The sequence below is a fragment of the Erythrobacter sp. MTPC3 genome, from assembly GCF_042854385.1.
Lineage (GTDB): Bacteria > Pseudomonadota > Alphaproteobacteria > Sphingomonadales > Sphingomonadaceae > Erythrobacter.
In genome coordinates, this window is sequence record NZ_BTGP01000003.1 from 54,284 (window position 1) to 71,783 (window position 17,500).

At 59.2% G+C, this 17,500-nt stretch carries 25 protein-coding genes; 7 read left to right on the forward strand and 18 right to left on the reverse strand.

Features of this window, described 5'->3' with window-relative positions; translation table 11 throughout:
- Positions 1-20: 20 nt before the first annotated feature.
- The gene (locus ACGHU1_RS04860) at positions 21-431 is read left to right on the forward strand and encodes a hypothetical protein (protein ID WP_390584003.1); all 411 of its coding nucleotides are present in this window, start codon (positions 21-23) and stop codon (positions 429-431) included.
- Positions 432-511: 80 nt separating this feature from the next.
- Here the strand turns inward: ACGHU1_RS04860 and ACGHU1_RS04865 are convergent, their stop codons facing one another.
- The 5 genes from ACGHU1_RS04865 to gluQRS all read right to left on the reverse strand — a co-directional run bounded on the left by ACGHU1_RS04865 (position 512) and on the right by gluQRS (position 3,552).
- Positions 512-838: a hypothetical protein gene (locus tag ACGHU1_RS04865; RefSeq protein ID WP_390584006.1), complete on the reverse strand. Its 327-nt coding sequence runs from the start codon at positions 836-838 to the stop codon at positions 512-514.
- 54 nt (positions 839-892) lie between these two features.
- Entirely contained in the window at positions 893-1,762 is an 870-nt protein-coding gene (locus tag ACGHU1_RS04870; RefSeq protein ID WP_390584009.1) for a 3-hydroxyacyl-CoA dehydrogenase NAD-binding domain-containing protein, read from the reverse strand.
- Between the two features lie 81 nt (positions 1,763-1,843).
- Positions 1,844-2,419 (reverse strand): cob(I)yrinic acid a,c-diamide adenosyltransferase, encoded by a 576-nt coding sequence (locus ACGHU1_RS04875; RefSeq protein WP_390584012.1) that lies wholly within the window; start codon positions 2,417-2,419, stop codon positions 1,844-1,846.
- Between the two features lie 47 nt (positions 2,420-2,466).
- Positions 2,467-2,697 (reverse strand): hypothetical protein, encoded by a 231-nt coding sequence (locus ACGHU1_RS04880; RefSeq protein ID WP_390584015.1) that lies wholly within the window; start codon positions 2,695-2,697, stop codon positions 2,467-2,469.
- 24 nt (positions 2,698-2,721) lie between these two features.
- A complete protein-coding gene (gene gluQRS / locus ACGHU1_RS04885) occupies positions 2,722-3,552 on the reverse strand; it encodes a tRNA glutamyl-Q(34) synthetase GluQRS (RefSeq protein ID WP_390584018.1) in 831 nt (276 codons plus the stop codon).
- Positions 3,553-3,755: 203 nt separating this feature from the next.
- Here gluQRS and ACGHU1_RS04890 point away from each other — a divergent pair, with 203 nt between their 5' ends.
- Both ACGHU1_RS04890 and ACGHU1_RS04895 read left to right on the forward strand, forming a co-directional pair.
- Complete coding sequence (locus ACGHU1_RS04890; protein ID WP_390584813.1) at positions 3,756-4,349, forward strand: HNH endonuclease; 594 nt, start codon at positions 3,756-3,758, stop codon at positions 4,347-4,349.
- Between the two features lie 87 nt (positions 4,350-4,436).
- On the forward strand, positions 4,437-5,165 hold the full coding sequence (locus ACGHU1_RS04895; protein ID WP_390584022.1) for a Crp/Fnr family transcriptional regulator: 729 nt from the start codon (positions 4,437-4,439) through the stop codon (positions 5,163-5,165).
- 134 nt (positions 5,166-5,299) lie between these two features.
- Here the strand turns inward: ACGHU1_RS04895 and ACGHU1_RS04900 are convergent, their stop codons facing one another.
- The 8 genes from ACGHU1_RS04900 to dksA all read right to left on the reverse strand — a co-directional run bounded on the left by ACGHU1_RS04900 (position 5,300) and on the right by dksA (position 11,319).
- Positions 5,300-5,509 carry a hypothetical protein gene (locus ACGHU1_RS04900; protein ID WP_390584025.1) on the reverse strand — a complete coding sequence of 70 codons (210 nt, stop codon included), beginning with the start codon at positions 5,507-5,509 and terminating at the stop codon, positions 5,300-5,302.
- Between the two features lie 113 nt (positions 5,510-5,622).
- Positions 5,623-6,840 carry a kynureninase gene (gene kynU / locus ACGHU1_RS04905; RefSeq protein ID WP_390584028.1) on the reverse strand — a complete coding sequence of 406 codons (1,218 nt, stop codon included), beginning with the start codon at positions 6,838-6,840 and terminating at the stop codon, positions 5,623-5,625.
- Positions 6,837-7,463: an arylformamidase gene (gene kynB / locus ACGHU1_RS04910; RefSeq protein ID WP_390584031.1), complete on the reverse strand. Its 627-nt coding sequence runs from the start codon at positions 7,461-7,463 to the stop codon at positions 6,837-6,839. The genes kynU and kynB overlap by 4 nt, the downstream gene beginning before the upstream one ends.
- Positions 7,463-8,254, reverse strand: a complete 792-nt coding sequence (locus ACGHU1_RS04915) for a tryptophan 2,3-dioxygenase (protein ID WP_390584034.1) — start codon at positions 8,252-8,254, stop codon at positions 7,463-7,465. Before ACGHU1_RS04915 ends, kynB begins: the two co-directional genes overlap by 1 nt.
- A 36-nt stretch (positions 8,255-8,290) precedes the next feature.
- Positions 8,291-8,707, reverse strand: a complete 417-nt coding sequence (locus ACGHU1_RS04920; RefSeq protein WP_390584037.1) for a DUF4112 domain-containing protein — start codon at positions 8,705-8,707, stop codon at positions 8,291-8,293.
- 18 nt (positions 8,708-8,725) lie between these two features.
- The gene (locus ACGHU1_RS04925) at positions 8,726-10,195 is read right to left on the reverse strand and encodes an ABC transporter substrate-binding protein (protein WP_390584040.1); all 1,470 of its coding nucleotides are present in this window, start codon (positions 10,193-10,195) and stop codon (positions 8,726-8,728) included.
- Positions 10,196-10,264: 69 nt separating this feature from the next.
- Entirely contained in the window at positions 10,265-10,645 is a 381-nt protein-coding gene (locus tag ACGHU1_RS04930; RefSeq protein WP_390584042.1) for a PilZ domain-containing protein, read from the reverse strand.
- Between the two features lie 215 nt (positions 10,646-10,860).
- On the reverse strand, positions 10,861-11,319 hold the full coding sequence (gene dksA, locus ACGHU1_RS04935) for an RNA polymerase-binding protein DksA (RefSeq protein ID WP_390584045.1): 459 nt from the start codon (positions 11,317-11,319) through the stop codon (positions 10,861-10,863).
- Positions 11,320-11,642: 323 nt separating this feature from the next.
- On the opposite strand from dksA, the gene ACGHU1_RS04940 reads away from it, so the two are divergent.
- Entirely contained in the window at positions 11,643-11,972 is a 330-nt protein-coding gene (locus ACGHU1_RS04940; RefSeq protein ID WP_390584047.1) for a hypothetical protein, read from the forward strand.
- Between the two features lie 12 nt (positions 11,973-11,984).
- Here ACGHU1_RS04940 and ACGHU1_RS04945 read toward each other — a convergent pair whose 3' ends face one another.
- The 5 genes from ACGHU1_RS04945 to ACGHU1_RS04965 are packed head-to-tail and all read right to left on the reverse strand — an operon-like array spanning position 11,985 to position 15,332.
- Positions 11,985-13,136, reverse strand: coding sequence for a GNAT family N-acetyltransferase (locus ACGHU1_RS04945; protein ID WP_390584049.1), 1,152 nt, complete (start codon positions 13,134-13,136; stop codon positions 11,985-11,987).
- The gene (locus ACGHU1_RS04950; protein WP_390584051.1) at positions 13,133-13,873 is read right to left on the reverse strand and encodes a glycerophosphodiester phosphodiesterase family protein; all 741 of its coding nucleotides are present in this window, start codon (positions 13,871-13,873) and stop codon (positions 13,133-13,135) included. The genes ACGHU1_RS04945 and ACGHU1_RS04950 overlap by 4 nt, the downstream gene beginning before the upstream one ends.
- Positions 13,874-13,879: 6 nt before the next feature.
- A complete protein-coding gene (locus tag ACGHU1_RS04955; RefSeq protein WP_390584053.1) occupies positions 13,880-14,341 on the reverse strand; it encodes a RidA family protein in 462 nt (153 codons plus the stop codon).
- On the reverse strand, positions 14,338-14,979 hold the full coding sequence (locus tag ACGHU1_RS04960) for an HAD family hydrolase (protein WP_390584056.1): 642 nt from the start codon (positions 14,977-14,979) through the stop codon (positions 14,338-14,340). Before ACGHU1_RS04960 ends, ACGHU1_RS04955 begins: the two co-directional genes overlap by 4 nt.
- On the reverse strand, positions 14,976-15,332 hold the full coding sequence (locus ACGHU1_RS04965) for a DUF3572 domain-containing protein (RefSeq protein WP_390584058.1): 357 nt from the start codon (positions 15,330-15,332) through the stop codon (positions 14,976-14,978). The genes ACGHU1_RS04960 and ACGHU1_RS04965 overlap by 4 nt, the downstream gene beginning before the upstream one ends.
- Here ACGHU1_RS04965 and ACGHU1_RS04970 point away from each other — a divergent pair.
- From ACGHU1_RS04970 to spt, 3 genes are all read left to right on the forward strand, one after another.
- On the forward strand, positions 15,326-15,691 hold the full coding sequence (locus ACGHU1_RS04970) for a response regulator (protein ID WP_390584062.1): 366 nt from the start codon (positions 15,326-15,328) through the stop codon (positions 15,689-15,691). The two genes, ACGHU1_RS04965 and ACGHU1_RS04970, sit on opposite strands and share 7 nt — an antisense overlap.
- A gap of 174 nt (positions 15,692-15,865) precedes the next feature.
- Positions 15,866-16,108 carry an acyl carrier protein gene (locus tag ACGHU1_RS04975; protein ID WP_390584065.1) on the forward strand — a complete coding sequence of 81 codons (243 nt, stop codon included), beginning with the start codon at positions 15,866-15,868 and terminating at the stop codon, positions 16,106-16,108.
- A 13-nt stretch (positions 16,109-16,121) separates the two neighbouring features.
- Positions 16,122-17,354 carry a serine palmitoyltransferase gene (gene spt / locus ACGHU1_RS04980; RefSeq protein WP_390584068.1) on the forward strand — a complete coding sequence of 411 codons (1,233 nt, stop codon included), beginning with the start codon at positions 16,122-16,124 and terminating at the stop codon, positions 17,352-17,354.
- Positions 17,355-17,500 lie beyond the last annotated feature (146 nt).

A 17,500-nucleotide genomic window follows, 5' to 3' on the forward strand; every position in this document is an offset into this window, starting at 1 on the left:
CGCGGGCTATACGCGCGTCGATGTTTGCCACTCTTTTCAAGAACCCCAAGGCTGCCCTTGCCTATGTCGGGATTACGCTGGGCAGCGTCGTTCTGTTCGTCGGCACCGAGGATGACCCCGGCAGCCTGCAACAGACAGTCGATACGCTTGGCGGCGAGGAAAGCGGCGCTGATCAGGCAGCGGAACGCGGATTTGGGGCATCGCAACGACGCGACAGGATCGGCGGGATCTCTGATACGCAGGATAGCGATGAGCCGGTTGAATTCGTACCTGACGAAGAGTTGATTGACGATCTAAGCGGTTTTGACCCGGCGCCCACTGACGTCATACGCGGATACAATCCCGATCCCAATTTTCAGACGCTTCTCAGCGAACAGGAAAAACTGAAAGAGCAAGATGATGGCGGCTGGGGGGCTTCGCCGGACGATTAATTACCGGCGCATATTGCCAGTGCCATCCAGCACAAACGGGGCGGACAGCCATTGCTGCCGCACCCCGTCAAATTACGAAATTATTTGGTTTTTTTACCGCCGTATTTCGCGGTGTTGTCGTCATGATTTGGCTCACCGGCAAACGCGCCGTTATCGATGCGTCCGCTGTCTTCCATGTCCTGCATCTGGTCGATCATGTCGGTTTCCGAACCGGCTACACCGTCAACGCCGGGCGATGCGACTTTGAGCCCTTCGGTCGGACTGCTGATGCCGTCCTTACCTTTTGCCTGCGCCGCGACCTCTTGGGCCTGACTGCGGTGATCGTCCTGCTCGTCATTATGCGTCTCAGGCGCGAGTTCGGACTGGCGTTCTTCCTGACTTTTCACAGGGATGTTTTTATCGGTCATGCAAAAATCTCCTTTGCCTGACCAACACCGGCGCGCGGGGTGTTGTTCCGAGAATTACCGGGTGGGAACGGGCGCTTCGCCGCTGTAATCGTAGAATCCCCGGCCGGTTTTGCGCCCCAGCCAGCCCGCTTCGACATATTTAACCAGCAGCGGAGCGGGCCGGTATTTGGTGTCGCGGGTGGTCCGGTAAAGGACGTTGATAATATCAAGACAGGTATCGAGACCAACGAAATCAGCCAATTGCAGCGGTCCCATCGGATGGTTCAGGCCTAGGCGGCAACCCTTGTCGATATCCTCGATCCCGGCGGTGGATTGGCCCAGCACGAACACCGCCTCGTTAATCATCGGCAGCAGGATGCGGTTGACGACAAAGCCCGGTTCATCCTGACTGAGCACGACCTGTTTGCCGAGCCCTTCGGCAAAGGCGGTCACGTGATCCGTCGTCTCTTTCGATGTGGCGAGGCCGGGAATGACTTCGATCAGCCCCATCACCGGGACCGGGTTAAAAAAGTGCAGTCCAATAAACCGTTCGGGATCGGGCGAATGGTTGGCCATGCGCGTGATCGGGATCGAACTGGTGTTTGACGCCATGATGGCAGAGGACGACAACACTTTGCCAGCCGCATCGAAAATTGCCTGTTTGATCTGCTCTTTTTCCGTCGCGGCCTCGATAATGATCTCGGCATCGGCCATCGGGGCATAATCCGCCACCGGCGTGATTTTGGCGAGGAGAGCATCGGCGTCGTCCGCTTCGATCTTGCCGCGCCCGACCAGCTTGGTCACTGCTTTTTCAACGGAGGTCTTGCCCGCCTCAGCGCGAGCGAGATCGACGTCGGATAGCAACACCTGCATCCCATGCTGTGCAATGGTCTGGGCGATGCCAGTGCCCATCTGTCCGGCTCCGATTACACCGATTGTCCGCATGGCCCTATTCCCTTCGCAAGTGCAGCATTATGCCTTTGCGCGCCTGTTAGACCCAGCCCGGCCGCTTGACCAGAAAAACCCTCAGCGATTTGCGCCGGGGACCCATTTGACGTCGGATGCGCCGTTATCATTGAGGACGCGGGCCAGCACGAACAACAGGTCTGACAGGCGATTGATATATGCGCTTGCCGCCGGGTTTACGGGCGTTTCGGTCGCCATGGCTGTCACGGCGCGCTCCGCATTGCGGGTGACCGCGCGGGCAACGTGCACGCGGGCTGCGGCCTCGCTTCCGCCGGGAAGGACGAAACTGGTCAGCGGCTCTAGGTTTTCGTTAAGCGCGTCGATCTGCTGCTCAATCCATTCCGCCTGCGACAGGACGACCCGCAGCACCATTTCCGATGGAGCGAAATCGCCATCTTCCGCCGGGGTCGCCAGATCGGCGCCCAGATCGAACAGATCGTTTTGCACCCGCGTCAATGCCGCGCGGTGCGTTTCATCCGTGATTGCAGCGATCGCATGGCCGATGGAGCTGTTCGCCTCATCCACGGTGCCAATCGCGGCGATGCGCGCGGAATGTTTGGGGCAGCGCGATCCATCGACGAGGCCGGTGGTGCCGTCGTCGCCGGTGCGGGTGTAAATCTTGTTGAGTTTGACCATTCCGGCGCCCTAGCGCGGCAAACCGCGTCCAGTCCAGCGGGAGATGTCTAGCGCGACACAGCCAGAATGATGGCGACCACGGCGATTGCCAGCGCCTGATACTTGATCCGCGCAAACATCGCCTTGTTCTGGAGCAGCTGCATGTCCGTCGCGGTTTCACCCTCGCCCGTTTCAAGGTCGATCTTGGTCGTTTGCAAGAACGCGATCACGCCGCGAACAAGGGAGACTATGACCATGATGCACAGGATCACGAGGGCGGCGACGAGAATATATGTCATAATACTAAAATGGTGCGCCTCTCGCTAAGTTCCAGACTGCATATGTTGCATCCGCAATTGCTCTGCAAGCGACAGACCGTCCTCGCCGCTTTCCCGGCGATCTTTCAACGAAGGCGATCCGCGCCGTTTTGCAAGTTTTTGACCGTCATCATCGAGCAGGACCGGATGGTGGTGCCAATGCGGCACGGGCAGCTCCAGCAGCTCCTGCAAAATCCGGTGCACATGGGTCGATGAAAACAGGTCGGTGCCGCGCGTTACCGTAGTGATCCCGTCGGCTGCATCGTCAATCGTCGCGGCGAGGTGATAGCTTGCGGGCAAATCTTTGCGCACCAGCACGACATCGCCCAGTTCGCGCGGATCGGCGATGACTGAACCTGCCTCTTCGTCGGTCCAGATCAACTCGCCAAGCGTCTCCATCGCCCTGTCAATGTCGAGCCGCAGGGCGGCGGGCCTGTCCGGGTCCAGCGGCAATCCGCGGCAGGAACCTGCATAGACCAGCCCATCTGCGCCGCGCCTGTCTTTCAATCCGGCGATTTCCGCGCGCGTGCAGGTGCAGGGATAGACCATGCCCATATCGACGAGCTGGCCCGCCATCGCCTCGTAACTGTCCAGCCGCTGCGATTGCGGGGCAACATCGCGCCATTCCAGTCCGAGCCATTCGAGATCGCGGCGAAATTCGTCAGCAAATTCCGGGCGCGAGCGCGGGCCATCGATATCCTCTATCCGCAGCAGGAATTCGCCGTCTGCGCGTTTGGCCATGTCATGCGCGTAAATCGCCGAAAATGCGTGGCCAAGGTGCAGGTGACCGTTGGGGCTGGGTGCAAAACGCGTCACGATCGAAGGCGGCGAAGTCATGCATCACCGCATGGCACACGCGCAAGTGCCGCGCCATCCCTGCCCCGGTTTCACCCACCGCACTGCCCGCAATACCCCGTTCATTGCAGCGCCTTACCGTATCACCACTGTGGATATGGGTGTTGTCGCAGCTTTGACTCTTTTCTGTGGCACGGCATGTTCGCATCAATCAGGGAGGAACGCGCGACGTGTTCAAACGTGAACTGATCGAAACGGCAGCGAAATTTCGCAGTGCTCAGGAGGACCCGACACGCAACCTGTCGTCCTGTCCTGCGCTAGTGCTGAATGCGGATTACACGCCGCTGTCCTATTACCCGCTCAGCCTGTGGCCGTGGCAGACAGCGATCAAGGCAGTCTTCCTCGACCGGGTCGATATTGTCGAAAGCTATGACCGGCAGGTGCATTCGCCCAGCCTCGACATGCAAATCCCAAGCGTGATCGCGCTGCGGCAATATGTGAAGCAAAGCGAATTTCCCGCCTTCACACGCTTTAACGTGTTCCTGCGCGACAAGTTTGAATGCCAGTATTGCGGCAGCGGCGACACCTTGACGTTCGACCATGTAATGCCGCGGCGGCTTGGCGGAAAGACAACGTGGGAAAACATCATAACCGCCTGCGCCCCGTGCAATATGAAAAAGGGCGGGCGCACGCCGAAACAGGCGAGTATGCCGGTGCATATGAAGCCAATCCGGCCAACCAGCTGGCAATTGCAACAATATGGCAAGCAGTTCCCGCCCAATTACCTGCATGAAACCTGGCGTGACTGGCTTTACTGGGACATCGAACTGGAGGCCTAGCCGCCCCAGCCCGCTGGCAAACTTGCGCTTTTTGTATCCAGCCGGATATAGGCACGGTTTGGACATGCGCTGACATGGGGCACGGGGATGCAGGACTTACTGGCAAAATATGGTAAGGTTGCGCCGCTGCTTTCGCAGGAACAGGACGCATTTACCGGGCTTTCGACGCGGAAACGCAGCTTTGATGCTGGCACCAATCTCGTCTGCGGAGAGCTGGATGATCCCGATCAGCTTTATATCGTCGAAAAAGGGCGGCTGTTTGCTTCAACCGAACTTGCCAATGGCGAACGTGCGATCACGCGGCTGTATTTTGCAGGCGATATCGTGGGCACGGCCAATATCCCGTTTGAGCACGCGACCCAGACCATCACCGTAAACGCATCCGCAGAATTGTATATTTTTCCGCGCAAGAACCTGATCGATACATTCACCAATATGCCCCGCGTCGCAGCGATTTTCTACACCTTCGCTGCGATGGAGAACGCAATCCTCAACGACCGGCTTGTTTCAATCGGAAGAACGCGCGGCAAAGCCCGGCTTGCCTCGCTAATCCTTGAGATCGAGGCGCGGCGCAACCTGCTGCTTGACCCGGCGCGTGAACGGATCGATCTTGGCCTGACACAGGCGGAAATCGGCGACGCGATTGGTTTGACAGAGGTGCAGGTCAGCCGCCTGTTCCGCCAATTTATCGAGGATGGCATTGTCGAGCGCAGGCACGGCCAGACCAAGATTTTGGACCGGGGCCGTTTAAGCAAAATCGGGCAGTTCACCGACCGCTATGACGATCTCGATCTCGACTGGTTCGAGGATGCGTAAGCAAAGGCATCGCTGAATTTAATTGCCCCGCCGGACTGACAGGAGCCCGGCGGGGCGAGAAACCTGCCACATCGCTGCGCCGACAGGCTGGCCTCTCATTCAAAATCGGTGGAAGGGCCGCAGATGGCCCGGTTTTACACGGCGGGTTTAACCAGCCAAACGCCGCTTTCCTCAACCAGTTGCATACGGCAGATCAGGGTGTCGCGTTCATACAGATCCGCCCAGTCGCCCTTGGCCGAATTTTTCGCGACATCCAAAGCGCCCGCCGTAGAGTGTGCGTGAAACGATACTTTATGCTCGCCTTCGGAATCCTCCGCCGCGAACCGCAGTGTGTATTTGATCATACGCCGACTCCAGTAAAGGGGATTGGATAGCGCGCGTGCAGATCGCTGCCATAACAAATGATGGTGCGCCGGCATTCTGCTGCGGCGCGAAATCATGAAGTTAAGTTACAGCCCTAGGTTACGGCTGCGCGGCGATTGAACTCCTCATGCTGCCATTCCCCGGCGTCCAACACTTCCGCCAGATGCCGTGCAGCTTCGCTCATATTGGCAAAGCTGAGATAGGCCGGGGCGAAGCCCAGCCGCAGGATGTCAGGATCGCGAAAATCGCCGATCACGCCTCTCGCGATCAGCGCCTGACAAATCGCGTAGGCGTGCTCATGACGGAAGCTCAACTGGCTGCCGCGCTGGTCGCTGCTGCGCGGGCTAATCAGATCAAGGTCGAGGCCGCGTTCTTCGATACATTCCAGGAAAAACTCCGACAGCGCCTGCGATTTTGCAAACAGGCGATCCGGGCCGAGCTCCGCGATGATATCCACGCCGACTTCCAATGCCGCAAGGCCGAGAACGGGCGAAGTGCCGCATTGCAATTGTTCGATGCCGGGCGCGGCTTCGTATGTGTCGGAAAACGCGAATGGCCGCGCATGGCCGAACCAGCCGGTCAGCGGCTGTTTCAGCGAGCCATGATGGCGATCCGCGACGAAGGTAAAGGCGGGCGCGCCGGGACCGCCGCACAAATATTTGTAACCGCACCCGGTCGCGAAATCCGCGCCCGCTGCATTCAGATCGACTGGCAGCGCGCCGGTGCTGTGCGACAGATCCCACAGGACCAGCGCTCCTGAATCATGCGCCGCTTTCGTCAGCGCCGCCATGTCGAACACCTCGCCCGTTTTGTAGTGGGCATGGGTCAGCATCAGCAGCGCGACATCATCGTCCAGTGCAGCGATCAAATCACCGCGCTTCGCCAGTTTCTGCTTGGCTAGGCCCTGAGCCTCCAACCCTTCGATCATGTAGATATCGGTCGGGAAATTGCCCGGCTCGGACAGGATCGTCTTGCGACCGGGCCGCATTTGCAGGGCAGCGGCGATCAGTTTGAACAGGTTCACGCTTACCGTGTCGCAGGCGATCACTTCGTTTTCCCGCGCGCCGATCAGCGGGGCTATCTTTCCGCCGATACGGGCTGCCATGCCGAACCAACTGGCATCATTCCAGCTGCGGATCAGCCCTTCGCCCCACTCGTCTTCGATCACTCGCTGCATCACATCGGGCGTCGCCTTGGGCAAAGCGCCCAGCGAATTGCCATCGAGGTAGATGATGCCGCCGGGCAGGGTGAAACGCGAACGAAACTTCGCCATCGGATCGGCAGCATCGAGTTCGCGTGCGCGGTCAATCATGGCAGTTCTCTCAAAATAGCGCGCACCGGCGACGCATCGCCGCCAGCGATCGCCAGCGGCAGGGCGATAAGTTCGTACCGGCCCTCGGGCACGTCATCCAGCACCAAGCCCTCCAGCACGCGGATGTCATGTTTCAGCACCGCTTTGTGCGCCAGCATATCCTTCGATGATTGCGGGTCGATCGAAGGGCCGTCGATGCCCACCAGCTTGACGCCCTGTACCGCGAGCCATTCAATTGTTTCCGGTGCAATCGCAATTGTATCGGCGTCCCAATCATCTTTCGGAAATGTCTCGAACGTGCGGAACAGCACGCGGTCCGCACTGCGCAAATGCGGCAGGTCCGCAATCTCGATCTCCGCCCCGGCATCGCGCGCATCAATGACGAGGCACTCGCCAAGATACGGCTCTAGCGTGACTGAGGCGATGTCGGGGGCGGTCTGCGAATAATGCAGCGGAGCATCAGCATGCGCGCCCGAATGGGTGGACAGCGTAATCGCAGACACGTTGACAGGAGAGCCCTCCTCCATCTGCCAGGTGCGCGCCTGCTGAAACGCGGTGTCGCCGGGCCAGACGGGGAGGTCGGGGCGAAGCTGCTGCGAAATATCCCAGATGCGGCGAGCCATCAGATTGCGGTCCTTACGCTAAGCAATTCGGGAAAGAACGCCTGTTTCAGCACCCCTTCGAGATATGGCACACCCGGAGTGCCTCCAGTGCCGCGTTTGAAACCGATGACCCTCTCCACCGTTTTCAGATGGCCGAAACGCCAGCGTTGGAAATGGTATTCGAGATCGACGAGTTTTTCGGCAAGCTCGTAAAGGTCCCAATGCTTTTCAGGCTCGCGGTAGATGGCGGCCCACGCGTTTTCGACGCTGGTATTGTGGACGTAGGGTGCAGTTAGGTTGCGCTCTGTCGCTTTCTGGTCGATTTCAAATCCGCGCCGCGCCAGCAACTGGATCGCAGCATCATACAGGCTCGCTCGGGCGGTTTCGCGGCGCAATCGCCCCGACCAATCGGAGGTTTTTTCGTGAAGGGCGATATGTTTCAGATCGCGGCTGCCCAGCATGAATTCCATCATCCGGTATTGCGGCGACTGGAACCCGCTCGACGCGCCAAGATGCGGCCTGATGCGGGAATAATCGTGCGGCGTCATTGTGCTCAGCACATCCCAGCTCTGGATCAATTGCTGCTGCGCCCGCGCCACCCGCGCGAGCATTTTGAACGCCGGTCTCAGATTATCGGCCTCCACACAATCGCGCGCGGCGGTGAGTTCATGGAGGCATAGTTTCAGCCACAATTCGCTCGCCTGATGGACCACGATGAACAGCATTTCGTCATGCGCACCCGATGCCGGGTGCTGCGCTTCGAGAATGCGGCCAAGATCAAGATAGCTGGAATAGGTGACATTTTCGGCCATGTCGCACGCCCTAGCGCGCTTCATCGCGAAAAGGAATTACCCCTCGATGATACGGGTTTCGGGATGGTGTTTGTCGAGGTGTTTCTTGATGATCCGCAAATTGCGCGAATTGGAACGGAAAACGAAGTCAGCCGCATCGCCGACGATCGGGATCAGGCCAATCGCGGTATCGAACGCGACATTCGCGCCCATGCGCGTGAGTTGCCATTTCGACAGGCCAAGATTGCGCGCCTCCCATACGATATAGGCGCCCATGGCCGTGGTAATCAAATCGCCGATTACAGGGACCAGGCCGATGATCGCATCAAGGCCGATCGGCATATTCACACCGGGGACGCGAAAGCTGCGTTCCAGCAACATTTCAACCGCCTCTACACGCGCCCGCACGGATGCAGGGTCTGTGCCGCTTGGCAGGTTTATGCCCAGTGTCTGGGGCCGATCGGGGCCTTCCATAACGTCTCCTTTGCCTCGCTATGTGGTGGGCTGGGACAGCGGGAACAAGGGGTGCAGACCCCATTGGTTCGCCCGGTATGCTGCTATTGCGCCGCGCACCAGCGACCATCGCACCGGCGCGCCCAGCGGTATGAACACCTCTTCGGCGATCAACAGTCTGTGCGCCTCGGCAAGGGCGGCTTGCTTGGCTTCGGGATCGGTCAGGGTCAACGAAGCGCGCACCAGTTCATCGGCCTCGGCAGAGCAAAGTCCGATTTCCAGCTCGCAATTGAACTGGTTGAGGAACCAGCGCGGCGATGAATACCGCGCCAATCGGTCGCGCAGCTCAAGATCGGCACCTTCTCCCGGAGCGACGCGTTGCAAAGTAATGCCAATGTCCTGCCAGCTGCTGGCGATTTGATCGAACAGGATGTCGCTGCCCGGCCCCTCTGGCAGGCCCAGCCGCAGCTCCACCGGGCCGCCGCCTGCCCCGTTCCACTGGGCGATGCGGCGGCGCGCGATTGCCACGCGTTCTTCAGCGGTCAGGTTCGGCCACCTGCTGTCTGCATAAGGCGCGTCGGCAAACAGTGATGGCGGCACGATCCATGTCGCAGGTTGCCAGCCTCCAATGCCGAACGGCTGGATCAGCGCCTCCCGGTCGAGCGCCATCGACAGCGCCTCCCTGCGCTCAGGGTCTTGCAGCACGCCCGTATCGCTTCGGAAGACCAGCCCGAATACGCCAATCGCCGGATCGACTTGAATGGCCCCGCGCGACAGCGGGCCAAGCTGGGCGAGCGGGAAGCTGGACAGCCTGCCATTCAGGATCAGGTCCACTTCGCCATCTGCGAACGCTTCGACCGCTGCCTCTGCCGGAGCAGCCCGGACCGTGATACCGCGCGCCAGATCTTCCCAGTCCGCACGCGATGGCAGCCCGCGGCTTTCGGGCGGCAACGCGCTTAACCGCGCGAGCGGTGCTTCGTCATCGCGAGAGGCGATCATCGGTCCCGCCCCGCCGCCGCTTTTGACAAAGCCCAGTTCTGGCTGTGCCAGCAATCTGAGAAATTCAGGCATCGGGCTGGAAAGGCGCAGCTCCACCACGCGGCCTGTCATCGCGCGCACTTCGACCAGTTTGGCAAGATCAAGGCCCAGCGATGTGCCCTCCAGCCGCTCAACCGTGTCATTCAGGAGGTCGCGAATATCATTGGCGGTGATCGGTTCACCGTCTGGCCACTGGGTGCTGCGCAGTCTGAAAATATAGCTGAGCCCGTCATCGGCGATGATCCAGCGTTCAGCGATTGCGGGGACGATCTGCCCTGCCGGGTCGAGCGCAACCAACCCTTCGAACGATGCAGCGCGCAGGTGCTGCGCTGCCGGAGACAGCCGCACACCCTGCTGGAACATGCTGGACGGTTCGCCGACAATCACGACACTGATGGGGCCATCATCACTTGCCGGGCCGCAAGAACCCAGCATCACAGCTGCAAGTAGAAGAGAAAGGAGACGATTCACGTCTAGCGCACTAGCACCTTGCCGCGCGCCGGTCAGCTTCCGCTGACAAATCTTCCCATCAAATTATGATCAGACCTTGCGGTAGGCTTTCGGATCTGGCGCTGTCGGGGCACGGTGCCGCCATGACCGCTCTACTGGACCGCCGCCTTCAGGCGTTTCGGCCACCTGTTCAGGCCTGCGAGCACGCTGGGAATCGATGTCTTCATCGAATGCGATCCCGAACCGGTCATCCTGCACCCACGCCACGGTGCCATCGACATGCCCAACATTGCGCAATTCGATCCGTAGCCGGTTGCCGCGTTTCACGCGCAAATTTCCTTCGCCCATCATGCCGCCATCCGACAGGTTACGAACACGAATGCGGTGGGTTTTTTCGTCCTGCTCAACCTGGATATCTGCGAGCAATAGCAAGCTGTCGCGAGATACACTCCTGGTTTCCAGACCTGTCATAATCGAACGCCTCCTTCGGGCTTTTATAAGCGACCGCGTTTCGTTTCACCGCACCAGGCACCGTTAACCCAATACGCCGAAACACAGTCCTCGGCTATAAATTCAAGGTTGACGAATTATGAAGTTCTTAGCCTGAAGGAAGACGGATGGAAACCGCGTCCCAAACTGACACGTCACTGCGTCAGAAAGTTTGCTGGCAAAACAAGACCTGAAAATCAGTCGTCGCGGGAAATTTTTTCGCGGCGCTCATGCGCTTCCTGCGCTTCGACCGTCATGGTTGCGACCGGGCGCGCGATCAGCCGTTTCAGCCCGATAGGATCGCCCGTTTTCTCGCAATATCCATATTCGCCCTCATCGATGCGGCGCAGGGCGGATTCGATTTTTGAAACGAGTTTGCGCTGACGATCCCGGGTTCTAAGCTCGATACCCCAGTCCGTTTCGCTGGAAGCACGGTCATTCAGATCAGCCTCGCGGATCGGGCCATCCTGCAGCGATTGAAGCGTCTGGTCGGCGGCATCACGGATCGAACGTTTCCATTCGATGAGCAGCATCCGGAAATACGCCTGTTGCTGTTCGTTCATGTATTCTTCGTCGTCGCTCGGCACGTAGTCCGGCGCAAGAATGCTCTTCGCATTCTCCAGAACTTCATTCTCTTTAGACGCAGTCGTGGCCATGTGATGCTCTCGTCCCAATCACTTCCCGTCAGACTGTCCCCGTCCTTGCGCCCTAATTTCCCCGGCGCAATTCACCCAAGCAAGTCAATGCTTGGCCGCGCCTATAGGCAAGCGGCCCGACCTGCACAAGCCGTTTGCACGTCAGACTGACGGCATCGGTGGAATAATCCTCGCTTCGCCCCGCCCGGCGGACACACATCCATGATGCGATTGCGAAAAAAGCATGGCGCACGTTAACCAATTGTTGACCATGATCCGCAAGTTTCATGGCCAACGCAGCCTGCACAGGGGGTACGGGCAGCGGTATATTTGGGGAATACAAAATGAAACTGACACCGCTTAATGGAGGCGAGTTTGATACCGCCCATGGAGCTGAAATAGACTTGGTGGTCGCGCAAACACTCGCCGACGCATCTGGCGGAGACGTTTCGGCGCTGTTCGATCTTGGTGTTGCGTTTTCGACCGGTTCCAACGGTGTGACCTGCGACCTCATCGAGGCGCATAAGTGGTTCAATATCGCTGCCTCACGCGGTCACGAAGAGGCCGCATGGTGCCGCGCCGACGTGTCGGATGAAATGTCCGCTCGCGAAATTTCCGAAGCCCAGCGCCGCGCGCGCCAATGGCTGAATGAAACACGCGCGAAAGCGGCCTGACCGCCTTTCCGACTAGTCTTTCTTGAACGGTGTTCGCTCGCCCAGGAAAAGCTGGTCTGTCGCCACGCCATCGCGCTCACGCTCAAGGAAATCGGCGACAGCTTCGCGGAAGCCGGCATCAGCCAGCCAGTGCGCCGAATAGGTTTGAACAGGTTCATACCCTCGGGCAAGCTTGTGCCCGCCCTGCGCGCCGGCCTCGACACGCGGCAGGCCCAGCTCGATTGCGATATCGATGGCCTGATAATAACACAGTTCAAAATGCAGGAACCGCACGTCGCGGCTGCATCCCCAATACCGGCCATACAGCGCCTGCGATCCGATAAAATTCAGCGCACCTGCAATGGGGTACCCGTCGTCATAAGCAAGGATCAGGACCATCCGGTCCCCCATCCTCTCACCAAGCAGCGTAAACGCCTCACGCGTGAGATAGGGCGTGCCCCATTTTCGGGCGCCGGTGTCCTGGTAGAACGCCCAGAACGCGTCCCAATGTTCCGCCTTGATATCGTCACCCGACAGGCGCTCAATGCGCAACCCTTCCTGGGCGGCTGCGCGCTCCTTACGCAAGTTCTTGCGCTTGCGCGAGGCCAGCGCGTCCAGAAAACCGTCAAACGCGGTGTAGTCGCGGTTGAGCCAGTGGAACTGGATATCGTTGCGGATCAGCCAGTCACCCGCCTCAAACAAGGGCAATTGCTCTTGGTCGATAAAGGTCGCGTGGGCTGAGGACAGATTGTTCTGGAGGCAGACTGCCTCCGCACCTTTCAGCAAATGCGGGGCGAACGAGGGATCGGACAGCAGCAATCTGGGACCGCTCGCAGGGGTGAACGGCGCGGCGATCTGCAATTTAGGGTAATAGCTGCGCCCGGCCCGCTGCATCGCGTCGGCCCATGAGTGGTCGAAGACATATTCGCCCTGGCTGTGCCCCTTGGCATAGCTCGGCATTGCGGCGAGCAAATTGTCCGCCGCATCGGTAATCACGATAGGCACAGGATCCCAGCCGGTCCCCGCGCCGACGCTGCCGGAATCCTCCATTGTGCTGAGGAATTCATGGCTGACAAAAGGGTTCTCGTCCCCGCCCAGCGCATTCCATGCACTCGCATCGAAGCTTCCGACAGACGGGGCAAGTCGAACCGTTAGTTCAGACGCAGGTGGATCGCTGTCACTCACGCGAGGCCGTGCCCTTCCGAAATAAGCGCATCTACATGAGCCAGCGCCTTTGCCCGGCGTTCAGCAGTGCTGATCGTCCAGCTGAGCAGCGGCCTGCCCTGTGCGCGCCAGTCATCTGCCAGTTCATCAGGCAGGTCGCGAATATCGACCGCGAGAAAATCGGGGTCCGCCCGGTCAATAGCGCCGTCTGCTCGCCACGCGCCGAGCCATCCGTGATCGAGTGTGTCTGTGCAAACAAGTCCGCGGATACGTCTGGCGTCATTGGCAGCGAACCATTCGCTGCAGCGCGGATCAAAGCTCATGACGGCGACATTTCCCTCATATCCCGCAATCGCCTCTGCGACTGCGGCGCATGCCTCTTCGATGGTGAAATCGGGCAGCGACTTAACCTCGATCAGGATCGGCACCCGCTGATCGACCTGCGCAAGCAAATCGCCAAGACTCTCGATCCGATCACCGGTTTGGGTGAGCCGCATCTGGCGCAGATCATCGGCGCTGTGATCGGCCACAAACCCGCTGCCGTCGGTCAAACGCTCCAGAACCCAGTCGTGGAACACCATCGCCTGCCTGTCCCGGCTTAGCTGAATGTCGCATTCGATACCCATGCCAGCTTTAATCGCCGCAGCGAAAGCGGAGCGCGAGTTTTCAATCAGAGCATCGTTGCCTGTCCCGCCGTGCAGCCCGCGGTGGGCGTATTCCCATTGCGTAAGCCAATCGGGAGCAGTCCGTTCGGTCATATTGGTTCAGTCGCCCGCGATAGCTATTACCGCATCCACTTCCACCGCCGCGCCCAGGGGCAGCGCGGGCACACCGACAGCGGCGCGGGCGTGCCTGCCTTTTTCGCCGAACACGTCGAACATCAGATCGGAGGCACCGTTCGCAACCTTGGGCTGGTCAGTGAAATCGCCGGCCGAATTGACGAAAGCGCCAAGCTTCACGATCCGCTCTACTTTGTCGAGCGGAATCAGCGCCGCTTTAAGCTGGGCTAGAATCATTAGCCCGCATGCGCGCGCCGCCGCTTCGCCGTCTTCCAAACTAACATCCTCGCCCAGTCGGCCCGTCACCAGCTTGCCATCAACGAATGGCAGCTGCCCCGAAACGTAGGCGATCCCGCCTTGCACAACGACGGGGACATAGCTTGCCACCGGAGCTGCTGCTTCGGGAAGGGCGATGCCGAGCTGTTCGAGCCGCGCTTCGATAGTCATGCTGTTTCTCCGTCCAGTTTTTCCATCAACCACGGTAACGCTTCGGACCAGCGGTCGATCCGGGCGTCTGCATGTCCGGCCTTATGAGCGCAGTCGATCGCGCCCGCCACCATTGGCTCTCCGCACATATGCAGCCGGACGACATCGGGCGTGGTTTCGAGCACGGAATGGTGATGCTGCGGCAAATCGTCGATGAAAAACGCCTGACGCGGGGCAAGCTCTTCGACGATTTTTTGCAGCGCCGGACCTTTTGGTCCCTGATTGGTGTAGACGGGCGCATGAATGCCGTGGGCCGCCAGCTGCGCTGCGCGCATGTCGCGCCGTTTGTCGACCAGATTGGTCAGGATCACGATATCGGCGTGCTCGCTCAATGCATTGATCGATTCCACAGCGCCCGTAATTGGCATCTGACGGTCCATCTCCGTGTCGAAAAAACCGCCCAGCAGGCGCCACACTTCATCCGACGGAACCAGATCCCCGCTTTCCTTCCAGCGCATCGCCTCGCCAAAGTTGGCGCCCTCGAGGTTGAAATCGACCCCCTGGCTTTCCTCAAGCCAGTCTTTGAAAGGGGAGACCATGTACAGCAGCACCTCATCGCAATCGCTGATGATGAGAGGTCGTTTCGATAGGCGGTTCATGCAGTAAGCTCCTGACGGGCGGCGACCAGTTCCTCCGGCGTGACCGCAATGGCCTCCGCCGCGCGGATCAGGTCCGGTTCGTGATTGGATAGAAAATCGAGCGGCGCGGCGAGAATGGCATCATCGCCAAGCCCTGCGCGAAGGCTGTCGGGATCAAGCCCGGTGAGGCTTAGAAACCGTTCTGCACGGTCGCCATCCTCCAGAACCCAGCCGAGCGCGGCAAGCGCAAGAGTGCGCGCGGATAGCTGGCTTGATTGATCGCCTTGCGGGTAATCGGTGTTATGCGGGATTGTGGTGACCTCTTCGTCAGGGTAGTTTGGCTTAGATGTGGGTATTGGGGCGCGGTGTGGCAAAGCGAATTATGGTTGTCGAGGATAATGACCTCAACCGGAAACTGTTCTGCGACGTCTTGAAAGCCAATGGCTTTGAAGTGGAGCCGGTGGCCGACGGGGAAAGCGTGCTTGAAACGGCGCGCAGCACTGTGCCGCACCTGATTATCATGGATATCCAACTGCCTGGTATTTCCGGCGTGGACCTGATCGAGGCGGCCCAGCGCGATGCCAATCTGCGCAATATTCCTGTCCTCGCGGTGACTGCGTTCGCTGCAAAGGGGGATGAAGAGCGCATCCGGTCCGCTGGCGCATCGGGCTATCTGGCCAAGCCTGTCTCGATCATGCCGTTTATGAACGCGGTGAACGAACTGGTTGGCTGACGCCCGCCCCCCCCCCGCATACCAGTGCCTTGCACGCAGCTAGGGCCGTCCTAAATATCCCATCATCCGGCGCGTACGGGCACTGAAACTTGACAATCAGCGTCCGCAGCCGCTTTGCAGACGTAATAGATGGGTACGCTGAGCCCGCGATCATACAGAAAGTAGTGAGCTATCATGACCGAAGCCGAAGTCGACACTCGCATTCGCGCGCTTATCGAACCCTTCAACAAAAAGGGCGTCGAGATTACCGACAAGACGACTTTTCAGAACGATCTGGAATTCGACAGTTTGACCGTGATGGATTTCGTAGCCGAGATCGAAGACGAATTCGACATCATCATCAGCATGAACCAGCAGGCCGAGATTGAAACCTATGGCCAGCTGACCAGTGCGGTGCACAAGCTGCAAGATAGCTGATAGAGACCATCCCATGACCGATACCGCAACCGCCGAAACCGCGCCTCGCACAGACCTGTTCGCGAAATTCGATCCGATCATCCAGACCCGTGAGACTTTGCTCGCGAGCGGGGTCGAGGATCCGTACAACCTTGTGATGGAAAAGGTGCTCTCGCCGACACGGGCGATCTGCAACGGGCGCGATACGATCCTGCTGGGCACCTATAACTACATGGGCATGACCTTCGATCCGGATGTGCTGGATGCGGGCAAGCAGGCGCTGGCCGATTTCGGTTCGGGCACCACCGGCAGCCGTGTTCTCAATGGCACGTATCAGGGCCACAAGGAATGCGAAGACGCGCTCAAGGAGTTTTACGGGATGGACCATGCGATGGTCTTTTCCACCGGGTATCAGGCCAATCTCGGCATCATCGCCACCATCGCGGGCAAAGGCGATTACGTGGTGCTCGACATCGACAGCCATGCCTCGATCTATGATGGCTGCGCGATGGGCAAGGCGGAGATCGTTCCGTTCAAGCACAACGATATCGAAGCGCTGGAAAAGCGGTTGAAGCGCATCCCGGAAGGCGCGGGCATTCTCGTCGTGCTCGAAGGCGTGTATTCCATGCTCGGCGATGTCGCGCCGCTGAAAGAAATGGTCGCCATCTGCAAGAAATACGGCGCAATGGTGCTCGTCGACGAAGCGCACTCGATGGGCTTTATCGGCGAAAACGGCCGCGGCGTTGCCGAGGAACAGGGCATCATGGACGATGTCGATTTCATCATCGGCACGTTCTCGAAAAGTGTCGGCACCGTGGGCGGGTTCTGTGTTTCGAACCATCCTAAATTCGACATCATGCGACTGGTTTGCCGGCCTTACGTCTTCACCGCCAGCCTGCCGCCGAGCGTGGTGGCGACGGCGGCGACTTCCATCCGCAAACTGATGCACGGTTCGAACAAGCGCGCACATCTGTGGGAGAATTCGAGGACGCTGCATAAAGGCTTGCTCGACCTCGGGTTCGATCTCGGCACCCCCGAACCGCAAAGCGCGATCATCGCCGTGATCATGCCTGACCTGCAGCAAGGGGCGATGATGTGGGAGGCGCTATTGCGTGAGGGGCTTTACGTGAACCTCGCCCGCCCGCCCGCTACGCCTGCCAATATGACGCTGCTGCGCTGTTCGCTGTGTGCGGAGCATTCCGAAGAGGAAGTGCAAACCATCCTGCAAATGTTCGAGCGCGCAGGGAAAGCTGTCGGTATTATTTAGGCCATTCGAAGAATAACGTATTGATTTTACTTTAGCCTCCGATAACTTGACCTCCGACTAATCAGGGGGTCTCAATGAAATCTTCCAGCGCATGTTCGCGTTATTCCTTTAGCGCGTTCGCAGGTTCGCTTTGCCTTGTGCTGGCG